We start from the raw sequence: 18,288 nt of genomic DNA, 5'->3' as shown, positions 1-18,288 counted from the left end.
CATCATGTCTATGCAATGGCGTGCTTTCTGTTCGTCGGCTGCTTTGCTGGCCGGATTGTGCTTTGCATCGCAGTCTTTTGCGGCCGATCTCGATATGATCAGCTATGAGCCGGGCGTTCCGATGCAGCAGCCGGTCGAGGTGGGTTCCGGTTGGTATCTGCGTGGCGATATCGGCTACAACCTCTCCTCCAAGGTCAAGATCCAGACAGAGACGTCTTTCTGGAATGGCTCTCAAAGCTATGATCTGGCCAAGACTGTCGTGCCCTCCATCGGTATCGGTTATCAGTTCACGGATAATCTGCGCGGCGACGTGACACTCGGCTATTCCAAACAGAGCTTCGACGATTATGACGTCGATGTCCGTAGCTGGGATATGATGGCCAATGCCTATGTCGATCTCGGCAACTACTCCGGCTTCACGCCCTATCTCGGTGCAGGCCTCGGCTTTGCCAATGTGCGTTATTCCATTGATACGGCCTATGGCGAATACAAGACCGATGATGATTATCGTCTCGCCTGGGCTCTCATGGCGGGTGTGGGCATCGACGTGGCGTCCAATATCAAGCTCGATATCGGCTATCGTTATGGGGTCATCGAAGGCGCGGATATTGCAAGTGCCGCAGGCATCACGCTCAGCGACAAGGACATTCAGTCCCATCAATTGCGTGCCGGTGTGCGCTTTACGACCTGGTGATACCAAGTCTCATCGAGACTTGGTTAAGCCCGTGCGGCAATTGAGTATTTTCAGGGCGTGATGCGTTAGCATCTTAGCGCCCTGCTATAATTGCGGCGGGCCTTATGGCCCGCTTTGCAATTCATTGTTTTAGCTATTTCGAATTTTTCGTTTTCATGTGCGGCCCGATTCCTTACAGGTGACAGAACGCGACGAATGCGTGTCCTGAAAGGGGAGGGTTATGAAAGCAATTGCAGCATTTTCAGATTTCGTAGGCCGGACATTTGCCGTCTGGGTCATTGTCTTTGCCATTCTCGGTTTTGTTCTGCCGTCGACATTCAGCGTGTTTGCGCCGTGGATCGTGGTTCTGCTCGGCATCATCATGTTCGGAATGGGTCTGACGATTTCCGGCAAGGATTTTGCAGAAGTTGCCAAAAGACCTTTCGATGTCGCCATCGGTGTGCTGGCACAGTTCATCATCATGCCGCTTCTCGCCGTCTTGCTGACGCGCATCATTCCGATGTCGCCGGAAGTGGCCGCGGGCGTCATTCTGGTTGGCTGCTGCCCCGGTGGAACCGCCAGCAACGTCATGACCTATCTTTCGAAGGGCGATGTGGCGCTGAGCGTTGCCTGCACCAGCGTCACCACGCTGCTGGCGCCGCTGGTCACGCCTTTCCTCGTCTGGTTCTTCGCCAGCCAGTATCTGCCGGTCGACGCGATGAGCATGTTCATCAGCATTGTGAAGGTGATCCTCGTGCCTCTGGCGCTTGGCTTCATCCTGCAGAAACTGGCTCCGGGACTGGTCAAGGCGGCGGTGCCCATGCTGCCGCTGGTTTCCGTCGTCGGGATCGTGCTGATCGTCGCGGCGGTGGTCGCGGTCAACAAGGCTGCAATTGTGCAGTCCGGCCTGCTGATCTTTGTGGTCGTCGTTCTGCACAATTGCTGCGGCTTGCTTCTCGGCTATTTCGCCGCGCGTTTCGCGGGATTGTCGTTGGCAAAGCGCAAGGCGATCAGCATCGAGGTCGGGATGCAGAACAGTGGCCTTGGCGCGGCGCTCGCCAATGCTCATTTCTCGCCGCTGGCGGCTGTGCCGAGCGCCGTTTTCAGTGTCTGGCACAATATCTCCGGTGCGCTGATTGCGAGCTATTATGCGCGCATGGAAGAAGAGCCGTCTGAAACGAAGACAGCGACCCGATAACGAAATTCTACCCGCCCGAAGCAATTCGGGCGGGTTGGGTAAAAATATTCCCAGAAAGGCGTATTGATGAAAAATGCGCTTTCAGCTATCCCAGTAAGTGGGCCACGTCTCCCCAACGAGACGCGTGCTATCTGAGAGGATAGAAACAACATGACGACGATTGCGAAGCCGGCAGTTCGCCCGGCTAATCCTAATTTTTCATCCGGTCCCTGTGCAAAACGTCCCGGCTGGTCGCTGAATGCGCTGGTCGATGCGGCGCTTGGCCGTTCGCACCGTGCGAAAATCGGCAAGACAAAGCTCAAAGAGGCCATCGATCTTACCCGCGAAGTGCTGCAGGTGCCTGCCGATTACCGTATCGGTATCGTGCCGGCTTCCGACACCGGCGCTGTCGAGATGGCGCTGTGGTCCATGCTCGGCGCGCGTGGCGTCGATATGGTTGCATGGGAAAGCTTCGGCTCGGGCTGGGTCACGGATGTGACCAAGCAGCTCAAGCTCGAAGATGTCCGCACCTTCGAAGCGCCTTACGGTGAGATTGTCGATTTTTCGCAGGTCGATTTCGACCGCGATGTCGTTTTCACCTGGAACGGCACCACGTCTGGTGCGCGCGTCCCGAATGGGGATTTCATTCCGGCAGACCGCAAGGGTCTGACCTTCTGCGATGCGACCTCTGCCGCTTTCGCGCAACGCCTCGACTTCCCGAAGCTCGATGTCGTCACCTTCTCCTGGCAGAAGGTTCTGGGCGGCGAGGGCGCGCATGGCATCCTGATCCTCAGCCCACGTGCTGTCGAGCGTCTGGAAAGCTACAAGCCTGCATGGCCAATGCCGAAGATTTTCCGCATGACTAAGGGCGGCAAGCTGATCGAAGGCATCTTCGTCGGCGAAACCATCAATACGCCGTCCATGCTCTGCGTGGAAGATTATCTCGACGCGCTGAAATGGGCGAAATCGCTTGGTGGTCTCGATGCGCTGGTTGCGCGCGCCGATGCGAATTTTGCGGTTCTCGACGGTTTTGTCGCAAAGACGCCGTGGATTGCCAATCTGGCCGTGAAGCCGGAAACGCGTTCGAACACTTCCGTCTGCCTTACGATTGTCGATCCGGAAGTGACTGCCTTGTCTGCCGACGAGCAGGCCGCTTTCGCCAAGGGCATCGTCACCGCGCTCGACAAGGAAGGCGTTGCCTATGATATCGGCGCCTATCGCGATGCACCTTCGGGTCTGCGTATATGGGCTGGTGCCACGGTGGAAGCTTCCGATCTGGAAGCGCTGACGCATTGGCTGGATTGGGCTTTTGCAACGCAGAAGGCTGCGCTGAAAGCGGCTGCCTGAGCATTTCGTGCATGACGCCGTGGTCCGCGTTGGGGCGGCCACGGTCCGCATCCCCCTTAGAGCGCATTTCGATCTGATTAAGTCAGATCGACGCTCTAAGTGATTGTTTTCACGCGCATCTTATCCGAAAACCGTTTCACACTTTTCGGGATGCGCTCTATTCATAGCATTTCCTGAAGCAGATCGGTCTGCGTTTACAGGAAATGTTTGGTCTGAAAATGTTTGAAGGAGGCCTCCATGGCACCTCGCGTTCTCGTATCCGATAAGCTTTCGCCCACTGCCGTCCAGATTTTCAAGGATCGCGGCGTGGAAGTCGATTACCTGCCTGATCTCGGCAAGGACAAGGAAAAGCTTCTCGAAGTCATTGGCAATTATGACGGTCTGGCGATCCGTTCGGCCACCAAGGTCACGGAAAAGCTGATCGCAGCCGCCAAGAAGCTCAAGGTTGTCGGTCGCGCCGGTATCGGCGTGGACAATGTCGATATTCCGGCGGCTTCGCGCCGTGGTATCATCGTCATGAACACGCCTTTCGGCAATTCGATCACCACTGCCGAACATGCCATTGCGCTGATGTTCGCTGTGGCGCGGCAATTGCCGGAGGCAGACACCTCCACTCGCGCAGGCAAGTGGGAAAAGAACCGCTTCATGGGCGTGGAAATCACCGGCAAGACGCTGGGCGTCGTCGGTTGCGGCAATATCGGTTCGATTGTCGCGACCAGGGCCATTGGCCTGAAGATGCATGTGGTGGCTTTCGATCCGTTCCTGTCCGAATCCCGTGCGCAGGAACTGGGCGTTGAAAAGGTTGAGCTTGACGAGCTGCTTGCCCGCGCCGATTTCATCACGCTGCACACGCCATTGACCGACAAGACCCGCAATATCATCAATGCGGAAAATCTTGCCAAGACAAAGCCGGGTGTGCGTATCGTCAATTGCGCCCGCGGCGGCCTGATCGTGGAAAAGGATTTGGTGGCGGCGCTGAAATCCGGCCATGTGGCCGGTGCCGGTATCGACGTTTACGAAACGGAACCGGCGACTGAAAACGAACTTTTCTCACTGCCCAATGTCGTTTGCACGCCGCATCTTGGTGCATCGACCTCGGAAGCACAGGAAAATGTCGCGCTTCAGGTGGCCGAACAGATGTCGGACTATCTGGTGAAGGGCGCCGTTTCCAACGCCATCAACATGCCCTCGATCACGGCCGAAGAAGCGCCGCGTTTGAAGCCGTTCGTGAAACTTGCCGATGTGCTTGGCGCTTTCGTCGGTCAGGTCACGGACGAGCCGATTCAGGAAGTGGAAGTGCTGTTCGACGGCTCCACCGCAACCATGAATACGCGCGCATTGCTGAGTGCGGCTCTGGCCGGTCTCATCCGTCCGCAGGTCGCCGATGTCAACATGGTTTCTGCACCGATCATGGTGAAGGAGCGCGGCATCATCGTTTCGGAAGTCAAACGCGACAAGTCCGGCATCTTCGACGGCTATATCAAGCTGACGGTGAAGACCACCTTGCGTGAGCGCTCCATTGCCGGAACCTGCTTCTCGGATGGCAAGGCGCGTTTCATCCAGATCAAGGGAATCAATCTCGATGCCGAGGTCGGCCCGCACATGCTTTACGTCACCAACAAGGACGTTCCGGGCATGATCGGCCTGCTTGGCACGATCTGCGGCAAGCACAATATCAACATCGCCAACTTCTCGCTCGGACGTGACCATCCGGGTGGCGATGCGATCGCCATGCTCTATGTGGATGAACAGATTCCACAGGCAGCACTTGACGAACTGACGGCTCAAGAGGCAATCAAGGCGGCAACACCGCTTGAGTTCAACGTCGGAGAAGTTTGAGAAAATGGTTGAAGAGATGGTACAGCCGGAATGGCGGCGCATGCACGAGCAGGATATTGCGAGCGTGACTGCGGTTGCCAATGTTGTCCATCTCGATTTCTTCGAAGATGAGGCGGTCTTCCGGGACCGCTTCAAACTCTATCCGGCTGGCTGTTTCGTGCTCGCCCGTGACAATGAAATCCTCGGTTATGGCATCAGCCATCCGTGGAAGCTGGATACGGTCCCGGCTCTCAACGCCGTTCTGGGCGAACTCCCCGACGATACCAACACCTACTATATCCACGATATAGCGCTTCTGCCCGAAGCCCGTTCCAGCGGTGCAGCCACACGCGTCGTCGAACTGATGGCCTTGCAGGCTGAACGCGATGGTTTCGTCACCATGTCTCTCGTTGCCGTCAGCGGCTCGCAGGGCTTCTGGGAAAAGAAGGGCTTCGTCGTCCGCGACCTCCCGGCGCTTGAGGAAAAGCTCAAGAGCTATTCGGATGATGCACTCTACATGGTCCGCGCCGGCTAGGTTCGGTGATATTCAGTCTCTGGTGGTCTGCAAATGGCGCTTTTTTGCGCTTCCAGTGCTCACGTACCATAATACGTTGCGCGCCGGTTCTCAAATCCCACCATTTTCGCCTTCCCAGAGACTGAATCTCTACCGACCTAGTTCTGCGCACTAAAAATCGGGAATTTCTTGCACGAAAGAGTCGCGCAATCCCGTTTCAATCTGTATAGAGACGAGGGATCAGCACCCTGTAGCCTCAACTGGCGATGACCGGGCCGCTTTGATCCTTGGATTTTCAAATAGAGGCCAAGGAGTTTCTTCAATGGCAAATGTGGTTGTCGTCGGGTCGCAATGGGGCGATGAGGGCAAGGGTAAGATCGTTGACTGGCTGTCCGAACGCGCCGATGTCATCGTGCGCTACCAGGGTGGTCATAACGCAGGTCATACGCTTGTCATCGACGGCGTCAGCTACAAGCTTTCGCTGCTGCCATCAGGCCTCGTGCGCGGCAAGCTGAGTGTCATCGGCAATGGTGTCGTTGTCGATCCGCATCATTTTGTTGCCGAAGTCGAGAAGTTGCGCGCGCAGGGCATCGACATCAATCCTGATGTGCTGCGCATTGCCGAAAATGCGCCGCTTATCCTCTCCATTCATCGTGAACTCGATGCCATGCGCGAAGGCTCCAATTCGGGCCTCAAGATCGGCACGACCAAGCGCGGTATTGGCCCGGCCTACGAAGACAAGGTCGGCCGTCGCGCCATCCGCGTCATCGACCTGACCGAGCCGGAAACGCTGCAGCCGAAGGTCGAACGTCTGCTCGCGCACCACAATCTGCTGCGCCGCGGCATGGGTCTGGAAGAAATTGCGGTCGAGACCATTTTGAAGGAACTGAACTCGGTTGCCGATCAGATTCTTCCCTATATCGATCAGGTCTGGCGCGTTCTCGATGAACGCCGCAAGGCTGGCGACCGCATCCTGTTTGAAGGCGCGCAGGGCGCACTGCTCGACAACGACCACGGCACCTATCCGTTCGTGACGTCTTCCAACACGGTTGCCGGTCAGGCTGCTGCCGGTTCGGGCCTCGGTCCGACAGCCATCGGCTATGTGCTCGGCATCACCAAGGCCTATACGACCCGCGTTGGCGAAGGCCCGTTCCCGACAGAGCTTGACGATGAAATCGGTGAATTCCTTGGCACCAAGGGCCATGAATTCGGCGTGGTGACGGGTCGCAAGCGTCGCTGCGGCTGGTTCGATGCCGTGATCGTGCGTCAGACGGTTCGTACTTCCGGCATCACCGGTATTGCGCTGACCAAGCTCGACGTTCTCGACGGTCTGGATGAAATCAAGATTTGCGTTGCCTATGAACTCGATGGCAAGCGCATTGACTATCTGCCGTCCTCCATGGGCGCGCAGGCACGCGTGAAGCCGATCTATGAAACCTTGCCGGGCTGGTCGGAAACGACCGCCGGTGCGCGTTCGTGGAACGATCTTCCAGCCCAGGCTGTCAAATATGTCCGTCACATCGAAGAACTGATCGGCGCGCCGGTGGCGATGCTCTCCACCAGCCCGGAACGCGAGGACACGATCCTCGTCACCGATCCGTTCCACGACTAATTGTTTGCAGTCACGGACTGATATGTTCGGAGCAGCTTTTCCGGAAGCTGCTCCGATTTTGTTTCGACCGTTGTACAAAGAACGCAATCGCCCACACAAAGCTTCGCGACAGGGTGAATTTTGCCACTATTTTACCGCATCATTTTGAAAGTCTTCGCTAAATCGTAGCCGCAGACTTTGCTTTCCCTTGATTATTGTGATTATTGGGACATTTATTGCATCCTGTGCTTATTGTTCATCTGGACGGGCGGAAACCGGGTAAGACGGAATGGCGGATTTTGTAGCGGTACTGAAAAAGACGATCGATGCGCAGGCGGACAAGTCGCCCGAATTGCGCCAGCGTGTTTACGCGAAAGCGCGCGCCACGATCGAGCAAAAGCTTGTTACGGCGAATGCCTCGCAGGCTGTGGCTGTCCGCCAGCGTAATATTCTCGAAGATGCCATTGCCGAGGTTGAAGCTTTTTATGCGCCGCCAGCCGCGGCGCCGGAAGAGCCGGTCGAGGATGCACTGGAAGATTTCCTGCAGGAGGCGAATCAGGACGCAGCAGAGCGCACGCCGTCTCATGAAGATGATGACGAGTCCGCATTCTCCGGTGCACCGCGCGATGAGCGTCGCGACAATTTCTCCAGCGAAGATGATGATGCACCGGCCTTTGCAGCCGAGCGCAGCGACGACTGGAAACTGGACCGTGCCAAGGAAAAGGCGCAGGCCCGCCGCAGCGAATATATCGAACGCACCTCCAAGAAGGAGAAGCGCTCCTATAAGGGGCTGATTGCAGCTCTGGTCGCCGTTCTGGTGCTTGGCGGCGCGGGTTATGCGGTGTGGGCCAACAAGGACAAAATTCAGGAACTGGCATCGAGTCTTGGACGCAGCGACGCGCCTGCGACCGGTTCCGATACCGAAACGCATCCCGAAGATACGACGCCGCCGCCAGCCGACACCAACACGGCGACGACGGGCGGCGAGCAAACGCCCGAGCAGCCGCAACAGCCCGCAGGCGAGCCGAAAATGACGCAACGGCTGATGCCTGATGGCAGCGAAACCGATAGCGGACCAGCCGCAGGTGCCAATGGTATCGGCGAGGGCACGTCGACCGCCGCTTCCACGCCTGCGCCTGCCGAAACGAATACGCAAAACGGCGCGCAGCCCGGACAGAACCAGACGGTTGCCGTCGGCCAGCAGGCGCTTCTTTATGAAGAACGCGGCGGCGCGGGTTCAGATTCGGTCGAGCGCGGCAATGTGGTCTGGTCCACGATCGAAGAAAGCCCGGAAGACGGCCAGCCTGCCGAACCGGCGGTCCGCGCGACCGTCACGATGCCGACCAGCAAGGTCGAGCTGAAGATGACGATCCGCAAGAATACGGACCAGTCTATCCCGGCGAGCCACCTGATTGAACTGGTGTTCACCGTGCCGGAAGGTTTCCCCGGCGGCGTGGTGGATAATGTGCAGCGCATCACCTTCAAGGATACGGAGCAGGCGGCGGGCAACCCGCTGATCGCCGTGCCGTCAAAGATCGGCGATAACTTCTTTATCGTATGGCTGAACGATGCCCGTACCGCGCAGGACACCAATCTTTCGCTGATGCGCCGCCTGCAGTGGATCGATATTCCGATCTCCTATCGCAATGGTCGTCGCGCTCTTATCAGTCTTGAAAAGGGCGTGCCGGGTGAGAAGGCGTTCAACGACGTGCTGGGCACAAACTAGCTCTTGCATATCGAAACAGAAAAGGCCGCTTCGAGCGGCCTTTTTGTTTTGAAGCGATCAGGATCGCACAGTGATTATTTCTTCTCGGCAAAAGCTTTCATGGCCTTGGCAATTTCGTTTCGTGCAGCTTCGGCGCTGTCGAAACCGCCCAGTTCAACGACCTTGCGGCCTTCCGGCAACTGCTTGTAGACGCGGAAGAAAGCTTCGAGACGCTGCTGTTCGATCTTCGGCAGATCGGTGATTTCCTTGATATTGTCATAGGTCGGATCGATATCCGTGGTCGGGACGGCGACTATCTTGTCGTCCTGGTCGCCGCCGTCGATCATCTTCAGGACGCCGATGGGACGAACCTTGATGATCGCTCCCGGAACAATCGGCTCACGCGTATAGATGAGCGCGTCGAGCGGATCGCCGTCACCGGCAAGCGTGCTGGTGATCGAGCCGTAATTGGCCGGATAGATGACAGGCATGGACTGGTAGCGGTCGACGACGATGTGACCGGTCTTGTCGTCTATTTCGTATTTGGTGAAGCTGCCTTGCGGGATTTCGATGGCGGTGAAGAACTCCGTCCCGTCCTGTTCCTTTTGCGGATAATCGAGGAAGGACACATATTCCGAAGCCGATGCGGCGGTGACAGTGGTGAGCGCAAGAGCTGCGGCGAGCAGAAGCTTTTTCATGGGACAACCTTCAGGCTGGAGCATGTCTCCCGAAAGTGGAAACCGGTTTCGGGAGACATGCGTAAGAACAAATGACTGGAGCGGTTCCAACGATTCCGTTTCAACTGGAATCGCTCCAGGGTGAAACACGCCCTGTTGCCTAAAGGTCTTCCATTGCAGTTATTTGAAGCTTTTACTGCGTTTGCATGACGGTCTCAGCGAGGAACCGCCTGCGATATTCCGCCGGGCTGATGCCAATTTTCTGGCGGAAGTGGTGGCGAAGCGTGTGGGCGCTTCCAAAGCCGACTGAAGTGGCAATGTCGTCAACGCTTGCCTGTCCCTGAGAAAGGAACTCCTTGGCAGCCGCGATGCGCTCCATGACGAGCCAGTCGCCGGGTGTGGCACCGGTAGCTTCGACAAAGCGACGCAGGAAGGTGCGCAGGCTCATCCGGCATTCGGCGGCCATTCGCTCGATTGTCCATTCTGCAGCAAGATTGGCGCGCATCCTGTCCAGAACCGGGCTGATGGCGGTGCCTTCGCGCTTTGTGACCGGACGTTCGAGGAACTGTGCCTGCCCGCCGGTGCGATGAGCGGGCATGACGAGCCGTCGCGCAACGGAATTCGCAGCAATGGCTCCAAAATCCTGCCGTACGATTTCGATCAGGAGGTCTATTCCAGCGGCACTTCCGGCCGAAGTGAAGATGCGATCATGTTCGCGATAGAGCGACGCATCATCGACATCAATCTCGGGGTGTTTTTTGCGCAGCGCATCGGCGTAGCGCCAATGGGTGGTGGCAAGGCCGCCGTCGAGCAGTCCGGTCGCAGCCAGCACGAAGGCACCCGAGCAGATGGAGGCAAGCCGCGCTCCGCGCCGATGCGCGTGACGCAGCTTTTCGGTGATCGTTCGCGGTACTGGAATGTCTGTGCCTTTCCAGCCCGGAACAACGATGATGTCAGCCTCATCAATCAGATTGGCGCTACCATCCGGAGTGATGACAATCCCGCCATGCGCACGCAACGGGCCATCCTCTATCGGACAACTGGCAAATCGATACCAGCCGGTTCCCATTTCCGGCCGGGGCAGACCAAAGATTTCGGCAACGATGCCGAATTCAAAAGTGCAAAGCCGATCATAGAGAAGGGCTACGACAAGCGGGCCTTCGAGGTCTTGTGCTGGGTTTGTCATTATCTTTACGTATATTGTCAATCACGCCAATTGCAAGTGAATTGGCAAATGGGCGAAAACCTTTTCGAAGATAAAGGAGAACGTCCATGGATAGTGTAGCCAGAACCGACAGGAAATCAGCCGTGACTGCTATATCGCCAGCACCGAGCGCGTTGGCGCGCGATCATTTTGCGGCAGAATTTGCATTCGAGACGGATTGCTGGGACGTGCATGATGCCTTGTCGGGAGGAGCCGATTTCGTGCTGCTCGATGTGCGCAGCCCGGCGCTTTTCGCTAAAGCGCATATACCGGGCGCAATCAATCTGCCGCATGGCAAAATCATCGGGTCCAGAATGGCGGAATGGCCGCAGGAAACGATTTTCGTCACCTATTGCGCGGGACCGCATTGCAATGGCGCGGCGCGTGGTGCCTTGCGGCTCGCCAATCTCGACCGGCCAGTCAAGATCATGGCGGGCGGACTGACTGGCTGGATCGATGAGGGGTTTGAACTCGCCAAAGGTGAGGCGGATAATTAGAGCGCCGATCTGATCGAATCAGATCGGCGCTCTAGCCATTTGTTTTGACGCGCATCTTAACCGAAAACCGCTTCGCACTTTTGCTGGAAATGCTCTGAAACAATTCTGCCGCAAAATGGTCTCCCACTTTGCGGCAGTAAAAGGACTTGCTGATTATATCAGTTTCAGGCGTGCGCTTCCTCGACGTGGTTCAGCGCCTTCTGCTGCTTGTAGGCTGCGGCTTTCACTGCGGCTTGCACCTTTTCAAAGGCACGCACTTCGATCTGGCGCACGCGCTCGCGGCTGATACCGAACTCGCCGGAAAGGTCTTCCAGCGTCATCGGATCGTCCGATAGACGGCGAGCCTCGAAAATACGGCGTTCACGGTCATTCAGTGTATCCATCGCCTGTTCAAGCATGGAGCGGCGGTTTTCCAGTTCGTCCTGCTCGATCAGCACTTGCTCCTGGCTGCTGCTGTCATCGACCAGCCAGTCCTGCCATTCGCCGGATTCACCTTCCGAAGCGCGCAAGGGCGCATTCAGCGAAGCGTCACCGGACAGGCGGCGGTTCATGGAAACCACTTCGTCTTCGCTGACGTTGAGCTTGGTTGCAATCTGCTTGACCTGATCTGGCCGGAGATCGCCGTCGTCGAGCGCCTGAATCTTGCTCTTCATCTTGCGCAGATTGAAGAACAGACGCTTCTGATTGGCGGTCGTGCCCATCTTCACAAGGCTCCATGAACGCAGGATATATTCCTGGATGGAAGCCTTGATCCACCACATCGCATAAGTGGCAAGACGGAAACCGCGTTCAGGTTCGAAACGCTTGACAGCCTGCATGAGACCGACATTGCCTTCCGAGATCACTTCACCGATCGGCAGGCCATAGCCGCGATAACCCATGGCGATCTTGGCCACGAGGCGCAGATGGCTCGTTACCAGCCTGTGGGCGGCCTTGGGGTCGGTATGTTCGTGATAACGCTTGGCCAGCATATATTCTTCCTGTGGCTCAAGCATGGGAAAACGGCGAATTTCTTCCAGATAACGGGTAAGACCACCGTCACCTGACGTGATGCTTGGGAGATTCATCTGGGCCATAGAGCACCCTCCTTTATAATTTCAGGTTCCCGTTTGGCGAACCTGTCGCGGGGGCTGCCTCCTGCACTTCCCTCACGCGAGCCTTCATATATAGGCATGATTTTGGCGAAAACACGATCCTTTAACTCATGAAACAATCTGTCACTGCAATGTGAACGTCGCCGCGTGGCAAAGGTTGCAAGGCGCGCTTGAAATATATGGTCATTATGGGGTGGAGAGCGGCTTTCATTCCAACCGCGCCCCGATCTTGATGATGAAACAGCCTTTTATTTACAGGCTGTCATCCGTTCAGCCAACCATGATGGTTGCCAGTATTATATAGAGTGTTTCCGGAAGTTTTCCAGAAGGTGCTCCATATCTTCCGGCACGGGCGCTTCGAAACGCATCAGCTCTTCTGTCGCGGGATGGGTGAAGGCGAGCAGCCAGGCATGCAGCGCCTGCCGGTGGAAACCGCGCACGGCCTCTTTCAATGGTTCCGGCAGCTTGTTGGCCTTGGTCTTGTAGGCGCTGCCATAGTCCATGTCGCCGACAAGCGGATGACCGATATGCGCCATGTGCACGCGGATCTGGTGGGTGCGGCCTGTCTCGAGACGGCATTCGACGAGCGAGGCCAGTGCGGTGGCATCGTCGCGGGGCCCGAATTTTTCCACTGTCACATAATGGGTGACGGCGTGGCGGGCATCTTCCCGCTCTTCATTGACGACCGCCTGTTTGGTGCGGTCGCGATGCGAACGTCCGAGATGCGCGTCGATGAAGCCTTGCGGGCGCTCGGTCATGCCCCAGACGAGCGCAAGATAGGCGCGTTCCAGATCGCCGGTGCGGCCATGGTCGGCAAACTGTTCGCTCAAATGCCGGTGCGAGCGGTCATTCTTGGCGACAACCATGACGCCGCTCGTGTCCTTGTCGAGACGATGAACGATGCCGGGGCGGCGAATTCCGCCGATGCCCGACAAGCTATCGCCACAATGATATATAAGGGCATTGACGAGCGTTCCCGTCCAGTTGCCGTTGCCTGGGTGAACGACGAGCCCGGCGGGCTTGTTGATCACGATGAGATCATCATCCTCGTAAAGAATATCGAGCGGTATGTTCTCGGCAATCGGTTCGGCTGGCTCCGGCTCAGGCAGCACGATGGCGATTGTCATGCCTTCGCGCAGCTTCTGCTTGGTTTCACGGGCGGGCGCGCCGTCGATGGTCACATGGCCTTCGGCAATAAGGGACTGGACGCGGCTGCGCGAGAGTTCCGGCCCCAATGCTGCGGCCAGCCACTGGTCGAGACGCTTGCCTGTGGCATCGGAGTCGGTTGTTAGCTCTTTCACTCGTGTCTTTCCTTCATGAGAGCTGTTCTGCCTTAACGAAATCGTCAGAACTGCTCTATCTCTTGGTTTTACCGCATTTATGCGGCGTCAAATGTTTCCATTTGGCTGCAAAATGCTCTATCACGCGCCACACGCCGTAACACGGCGAAGTTCGAACCGGAGTCGTTGAATGCAGGATCCACACTATCCGAGATACCAGAATCATCAGGATTCAGGCTATCAGGACTATCAGCAGGGCTATTACCCGGATGAACAGGCCGAGCCCCAGCTTGATCCAGCCATGGAACGTGTGCGCCGCAAAATGATCCGGCTTCTGGCCGTCTCCATCGGTGTCATGCTGATCGGTCTTATGGCGGTGCTTGTCGCCGTTGTCTACAAGATCAATCGTGCGCCGGAAACCCCGCCGGTTGAAGAAGCCCGTTCCGATATCCCAGGACAGGCCGTGTCCGCTCCGGTAAAGCCGGAACCGCCGAAGCTGATCGAATCGCAGATCAACCTGACGCCCGGCACCCGTCTTCTTTCGCAAAGCCTTTCCGGCAACGAACTTTCGCTGGAAACACTGCTGCCGGATGGCGGTACGGAACTCATCATCTATGATTATCGCGAGTCGCGTATCATTGGTCGCATCAAGCTCGGCAATGTCGAGTAGAACGGATAGAATCTGATCAGGGCGGCATCAGACCGCCTTGATTGTTTCTGCCTTCGAGGATTGCGCTTTTTCTTTTTGGCGATTATATCAGCGAGGCTACTCAAGCGCCCATCGTCTAGCGGTTAGGACGGCGCCCTCTCACGGCGCAAACAGGGGTTCGATTCCCCTTGGGCGTACCAATAACAAGCATGGCTTGGCTTTCTCTTCAAACGACACATGGCTGGTTATTCTCGGTCAGCATTCGCTTCCGGTTTTTGTAAAACAAAATAAGCGTATCTCTCATCTTTAACGAGAGCATCATATGGTTTGAGTGAGACGGAGATCGGTCTGAAGCCGACGCTTTCAGCCAGTAACCAAAACTGGTCGATGGAGTAAGTCGTCATATTGGCCAGATTCCGTCGATATCCCCACTTATGGCCACGTGTATTTGACTGGTGTGTGGAATATTTGATTTGGATAACAGCAAGCCCGCCTGATCGTAGATGCTGAAAAGCTATTCTCAAAAGGTCAGCGCCGTATTCCTCTGTCGGAATGAGTTCGAAGACATAGGTGCAAATGTAGATGTCGACTGGTTGTTTGACCTGCTCCAGTGACTTTTGTGGTTTCTCCACGTCAATGAGCACAGGAGAAAAATGCCTATATCCCACGTCCGACATTCGAGCCGCACATTCCTTGAGGGACGCGGCAGATACATCGACGCCCAGATATTCATTGGCCAGATCCACAAACTGAACTGCATTCGCACCGCCGCCACAACCCCATTCCAATATTCGGGAGCCTTGCAGGTTCAAGCCGACGGAAGCGGCCGCATCCTGCACGAGCTTTCGATGCGATTGTCCAATTTGCATCCATGCGGCATCAGAGAGGCCGTCGCTTCCCTTCCAGTGGGAATTCGATTTATGATTCTTTGAAGTTTGATCGGCCCAATAGTCTTGAGCATCGGATGCGATCCTGTCGATCGATTGTCTGTAATTCAGTTTCGTCGCTGCATACGCAACTGAACGTCTGACATATTGCGCTATCGGGGTTACCATTTGTTGCGCCCTCTATTGTGTCGCCAGAATAACAACAAAGCCTTACAATCCGTAGGCGAAACGAGGTGCGGGGACTACTCCATTGGTAGTGCCATTCGGGGCGAAATACTAATTTCGGTTCATTGTTTTACACGTTTGCTGATGGGCGTTAGGGTGGGTGCCGGTGCGGGGTCAACCAAACGCGGAGGAACGATGAGCATTTCAATCAAGACCGGATCAGCGAGCCTCATTTGCGACGGTATCGACAAAGGCGCGGTGGAATATAGCGTGGCTATTCCTGCAGACGGCGCGGATCTGACAAAGCGCGGCAAGTTCTGGGGCAACAAGGATGCGATCGGCGAGGCGATGAAAGCATCGGCAGTTGGCCTCAAGTCGCATGAAGGCGACACCTATCCTGTTGCGGTCGAAGAACTGGATCGTGATGGAGCGGCGCTTTTTACTGTGCTTGCTTCCGCCGAGTGAGGAGCACGCTCAATGGTCCTGGACAAAGCAGATACGCTTCGATTTGTTACCTGAGTGGGGCTGGTAATTGCCTGCTCATCTAATTGAGCATTTTCTGAGCAAGCAAAAAATATGCAGTCATCCCGTGTTTACGGGATATGAACGTCATATATGGTAGTGCTAATGTTAAAGCATGTGGAAAATTGGAGCGAATATTTATCCTCAAATCCATAATGCTGTCAGGGTGAAAGGTGTTCTTACCGAACCTTTCTCGCCGAGAGATGTGCGCCGTGTCGCTCCGGGCTGGCCTTACTCCAGATACTTCTCGTTCCTTGCCGAAAACTGCACCGACAATCAACCGGAAAGCGATGCGCTTTTCGTGCGGGTAGGCCGCGGGCAATACCATCTCAACGATAAGGCTACTATGTCCGATGTGCCCGATTACGGGCAGTTGATGGACATGAGCCATTAAAGAGCATCCGCAGCAATGGGTTGGGGAGATCGGACAGGCGTCAGTTGCGAAAATTTGCAACTGGCAGTGTGTCGGTGCATAATCGCGGTATGAGAGAATCGTACAAGAAGCCCGATTATGAGCAGGAACTGCGCCAGGCAGGTGTCCGTATCACGCGCCCGCGCCGGATCATCCTGGACATACTGACCGAGACGGAAGATCATCCCGACGCACTCGAGATTTTTCGTCGGGCGGTCGAGATCGATAGCAGCATCTCGCTTTCGACGGTTTATCGCACGATGAAGCTTCTCGAAGAGCGCGGTGCCATTCACCGGCATGCCTTTGCCGGAGGGCCTTCGCGTTTCGAACAGGCAAGCGGCGCGCATCACGATCACATCATCGATATGGATTCCGGAGACGTGGTGGAATTTCGCTCTGACAAGATCGAAAAATTGCAGGAAGAAATCGCCCGTTCACTCGGTTATGAGATCGTGCATCACCGGCTCGAACTTTATTGCAAAAAAATCGGAAACTGACGGAACCAAGTTTCATCTGTGGCGTTAAGCGCGCATGAAGGTCGTGACCCCGCCCCCACAACACGACTTTCAGAGTTCGCCTCAACCTCCCCGCACGAGGCGAGCGGCGAGAATGCCGCGCTGACGTCAAACGTTATGCCGCTGGCGTTCCGCAAATTCAGAGCAAGCCGCCGTGGTTCAGGTTCAGGCCTGACCATGGCGGCTTTTTTTGTGGCTGGTGAGGGCGTTGCCGATCCCGATCAGGCGTCAAACTGCTCTGTGGGAATGACGAGGGAATAGACTGCGCCGGTTCCGTCGATGCGATAATCGGCATGGCCGTTGACGGATGCAGGAACAATGCGTTGCAGCACGGCGCTGCCGAAGCGCGGATCGTGCTCGAAAACTTCCGGCATTGCGGGATTGGTTTCTTCCCAGTGAAATTCCAGCCTGTCGTCGCCGCTGGCCACATGGGCAACCTTCGCCGAAATCTTCACCCGACCATAGGGTATCGAAAGACCGCCGAAAGAGGTCGCGTTGACCACCAGTTCATGCAGCGCAAGCCCGACATGCAGCGCGGCACCGGGGAACAGATAGGGGTTGTCGCCCTCAATGGTCAGGCGTTCGTCATTGACATCGATGTATTTCTCCACCTGCGAATGCACGAGGTCGCGAAACAGCGCGCCGCGCCAGTTGGAATCGGTCACCAGATCCTGCGAATAGGAAAGTGACTGAATGCGCCCGCGGAATTTCAGCAGGAAATCGTCGATGGAATCGGTGAAACGCGCCGTTTGACTCGCGATGCTTTGCACGATGGCAAGAAGATTTTTGGAGCGATGGCTGACTTCGCGCAACAGTGTCTTCAACACCTGCTCGCGTCGTTTCAGTTCGCTGATTTCGATGGCCGTGGTGACGAGCCCCAGTATATTGCCGTTCTCGTCGCGATCGCAGTCGATGTGGAATTCGATCCAGCGCAGCCTGTCGCCGTCATTGATGGCAAGCTCAACATTTTGCGCCTCGCCGGTCTCGAGTGCCGCGCGCTTGGCGCCGTCGAGCTTGTGCAGGCTTGCGGAGAAAATGAAATCGCAGTCGCTTCCGCCGACTTTCCATTTTTCCTGCCAGTAGAGCGGGATATTCTCACCCCATGAATAAACCAGATCGGGTGTCTGGTAGAGTACGCAGACATTGCTGTTGCGCACTGCCCTCAACAGCGCCCGCAGACGGGCTGCGTCGGGTTCGGTTTCCTGTAGGGTGAATTTTGTGCCTGCGGTCATATTTGCCCCGATTGTCCCGCAACCGAACTCAGAGCATTTCCAGCAAAAGTGCGGAGCGGTTTTGCGTCGGAGAATGCGACGAAACACATATCTGGATCGCCCATTGGCAAAACGGCAAAAACTCCGGAAATGCTGAGCGGAAATTTGCGTGCCATAACGTCCATTTCATCGACTGTTCGGCGGGTCACGGTCGAGCGATCGTTTTTTGATCCTTGAGCTGGCCCGGATTTTGGAACCGGTAAACCGCCGCATAATCGGATGCGGCGGCTAATTTCAATAAGCAGCAATATAGGCTGATATATCTTCAGGTCAAAAACAGCCTTTGATTT

The 18,288-nt window shown here is 56.2% G+C and carries 18 protein-coding genes and 1 tRNA gene; 13 read left to right on the top strand and 6 right to left on the bottom strand.

Annotation, left to right across the window (positions count from 1 at the left end; all coding sequences use genetic code 11):
- Positions 1-4 precede the first annotated feature (4 nt).
- The 7 genes from ACYSN1_RS18530 to ACYSN1_RS18500 all read left to right on the top strand — a co-directional run bounded on the left by ACYSN1_RS18530 (position 5) and on the right by ACYSN1_RS18500 (position 8,846).
- Positions 5-694 carry an outer membrane protein gene (locus tag ACYSN1_RS18530; protein WP_461727033.1) on the top strand — a complete coding sequence of 230 codons (690 nt, stop codon included), beginning with the start codon at positions 5-7 and terminating at the stop codon, positions 692-694.
- Positions 695-914: 220 nt separating this feature from the next.
- On the top strand, positions 915-1,871 hold the full coding sequence (locus tag ACYSN1_RS18525; protein ID WP_461727032.1) for a bile acid:sodium symporter family protein: 957 nt from the start codon (positions 915-917) through the stop codon (positions 1,869-1,871).
- A gap of 150 nt (positions 1,872-2,021) precedes the next feature.
- A complete protein-coding gene (locus ACYSN1_RS18520) occupies positions 2,022-3,197 on the top strand; it encodes a phosphoserine transaminase (RefSeq protein WP_461727031.1) in 1,176 nt (391 codons plus the stop codon).
- Between the two features lie 237 nt (positions 3,198-3,434).
- Complete coding sequence (serA, locus tag ACYSN1_RS18515; RefSeq protein WP_461727030.1) at positions 3,435-5,036, top strand: phosphoglycerate dehydrogenase; 1,602 nt, start codon at positions 3,435-3,437, stop codon at positions 5,034-5,036.
- Between the two features lie 4 nt (positions 5,037-5,040).
- A complete protein-coding gene (locus tag ACYSN1_RS18510) occupies positions 5,041-5,550 on the top strand; it encodes a GNAT family N-acetyltransferase (RefSeq protein WP_140021922.1) in 510 nt (169 codons plus the stop codon).
- 301 nt (positions 5,551-5,851) lie between these two features.
- The gene (locus tag ACYSN1_RS18505; protein ID WP_109989146.1) at positions 5,852-7,141 is read left to right on the top strand and encodes an adenylosuccinate synthase; all 1,290 of its coding nucleotides are present in this window, start codon (positions 5,852-5,854) and stop codon (positions 7,139-7,141) included.
- A 268-nt stretch (positions 7,142-7,409) separates the two neighbouring features.
- Positions 7,410-8,846, top strand: a complete 1,437-nt coding sequence (locus ACYSN1_RS18500; protein WP_461727029.1) for a transcriptional regulator — start codon at positions 7,410-7,412, stop codon at positions 8,844-8,846.
- A 74-nt stretch (positions 8,847-8,920) separates the two neighbouring features.
- Here the strand turns inward: ACYSN1_RS18500 and ACYSN1_RS18495 are convergent, their stop codons facing one another.
- Positions 8,921-9,523, bottom strand: a complete 603-nt coding sequence (locus ACYSN1_RS18495) for an inorganic diphosphatase (RefSeq protein ID WP_461727028.1) — start codon at positions 9,521-9,523, stop codon at positions 8,921-8,923.
- A 172-nt stretch (positions 9,524-9,695) separates the two neighbouring features.
- The gene (ftrA, locus tag ACYSN1_RS18490) at positions 9,696-10,688 is read right to left on the bottom strand and encodes a transcriptional regulator FtrA (protein WP_461727027.1); all 993 of its coding nucleotides are present in this window, start codon (positions 10,686-10,688) and stop codon (positions 9,696-9,698) included.
- Positions 10,689-10,774: 86 nt separating this feature from the next.
- Here ftrA and ACYSN1_RS18485 point away from each other — a divergent pair, with 86 nt between their 5' ends.
- The gene (locus ACYSN1_RS18485; protein WP_461727026.1) at positions 10,775-11,203 is read left to right on the top strand and encodes a rhodanese-like domain-containing protein; all 429 of its coding nucleotides are present in this window, start codon (positions 10,775-10,777) and stop codon (positions 11,201-11,203) included.
- A gap of 164 nt (positions 11,204-11,367) precedes the next feature.
- Here the strand turns inward: ACYSN1_RS18485 and rpoH are convergent, their stop codons facing one another.
- On the bottom strand, positions 11,368-12,279 hold the full coding sequence (gene rpoH / locus ACYSN1_RS18480; RefSeq protein ID WP_461727025.1) for an RNA polymerase sigma factor RpoH: 912 nt from the start codon (positions 12,277-12,279) through the stop codon (positions 11,368-11,370).
- Between the two features lie 314 nt (positions 12,280-12,593).
- Positions 12,594-13,598: an RluA family pseudouridine synthase gene (locus ACYSN1_RS18475; protein ID WP_461727024.1), complete on the bottom strand. Its 1,005-nt coding sequence runs from the start codon at positions 13,596-13,598 to the stop codon at positions 12,594-12,596.
- A gap of 169 nt (positions 13,599-13,767) precedes the next feature.
- On the opposite strand from ACYSN1_RS18475, the gene ACYSN1_RS18470 reads away from it, so the two are divergent.
- Together ACYSN1_RS18470 and ACYSN1_RS18465 are read left to right on the top strand one after the other, a co-directional pair.
- The gene (locus ACYSN1_RS18470; RefSeq protein WP_461727023.1) at positions 13,768-14,247 is read left to right on the top strand and encodes a hypothetical protein; all 480 of its coding nucleotides are present in this window, start codon (positions 13,768-13,770) and stop codon (positions 14,245-14,247) included.
- A 104-nt stretch (positions 14,248-14,351) separates the two neighbouring features.
- Positions 14,352-14,426 (top strand) — tRNA-Glu (locus ACYSN1_RS18465).
- 45 nt (positions 14,427-14,471) lie between these two features.
- On the opposite strand, the gene ACYSN1_RS18460 is transcribed toward ACYSN1_RS18465, so the two are convergent.
- Positions 14,472-15,281, bottom strand: a complete 810-nt coding sequence (locus ACYSN1_RS18460; protein ID WP_461727022.1) for a class I SAM-dependent methyltransferase — start codon at positions 15,279-15,281, stop codon at positions 14,472-14,474.
- A 192-nt stretch (positions 15,282-15,473) separates the two neighbouring features.
- Here ACYSN1_RS18460 and ACYSN1_RS18455 point away from each other — a divergent pair, with 192 nt between their 5' ends.
- From ACYSN1_RS18455 to ACYSN1_RS18445, 3 genes are all read left to right on the top strand, one after another.
- A complete protein-coding gene (locus ACYSN1_RS18455) occupies positions 15,474-15,743 on the top strand; it encodes a hypothetical protein (RefSeq protein WP_461727021.1) in 270 nt (89 codons plus the stop codon).
- 172 nt (positions 15,744-15,915) lie between these two features.
- Positions 15,916-16,194: a hypothetical protein gene (locus tag ACYSN1_RS18450; RefSeq protein ID WP_461727020.1), complete on the top strand. Its 279-nt coding sequence runs from the start codon at positions 15,916-15,918 to the stop codon at positions 16,192-16,194.
- 89 nt (positions 16,195-16,283) lie between these two features.
- Entirely contained in the window at positions 16,284-16,709 is a 426-nt protein-coding gene (locus ACYSN1_RS18445; protein ID WP_105542630.1) for a transcriptional repressor, read from the top strand.
- 239 nt (positions 16,710-16,948) lie between these two features.
- Here ACYSN1_RS18445 and ACYSN1_RS18440 read toward each other — a convergent pair whose 3' ends face one another.
- Complete coding sequence (locus tag ACYSN1_RS18440) at positions 16,949-17,959, bottom strand: sensor histidine kinase (protein ID WP_461727019.1); 1,011 nt, start codon at positions 17,957-17,959, stop codon at positions 16,949-16,951.
- Positions 17,960-18,288 lie beyond the last annotated feature (329 nt).

The organism is Brucella sp. LJL56, from assembly GCF_054871705.1.
The sequence above is the reverse complement of the archived record's forward strand: the minus strand, read 5'-3'. Positions and strand labels throughout refer to the sequence as shown.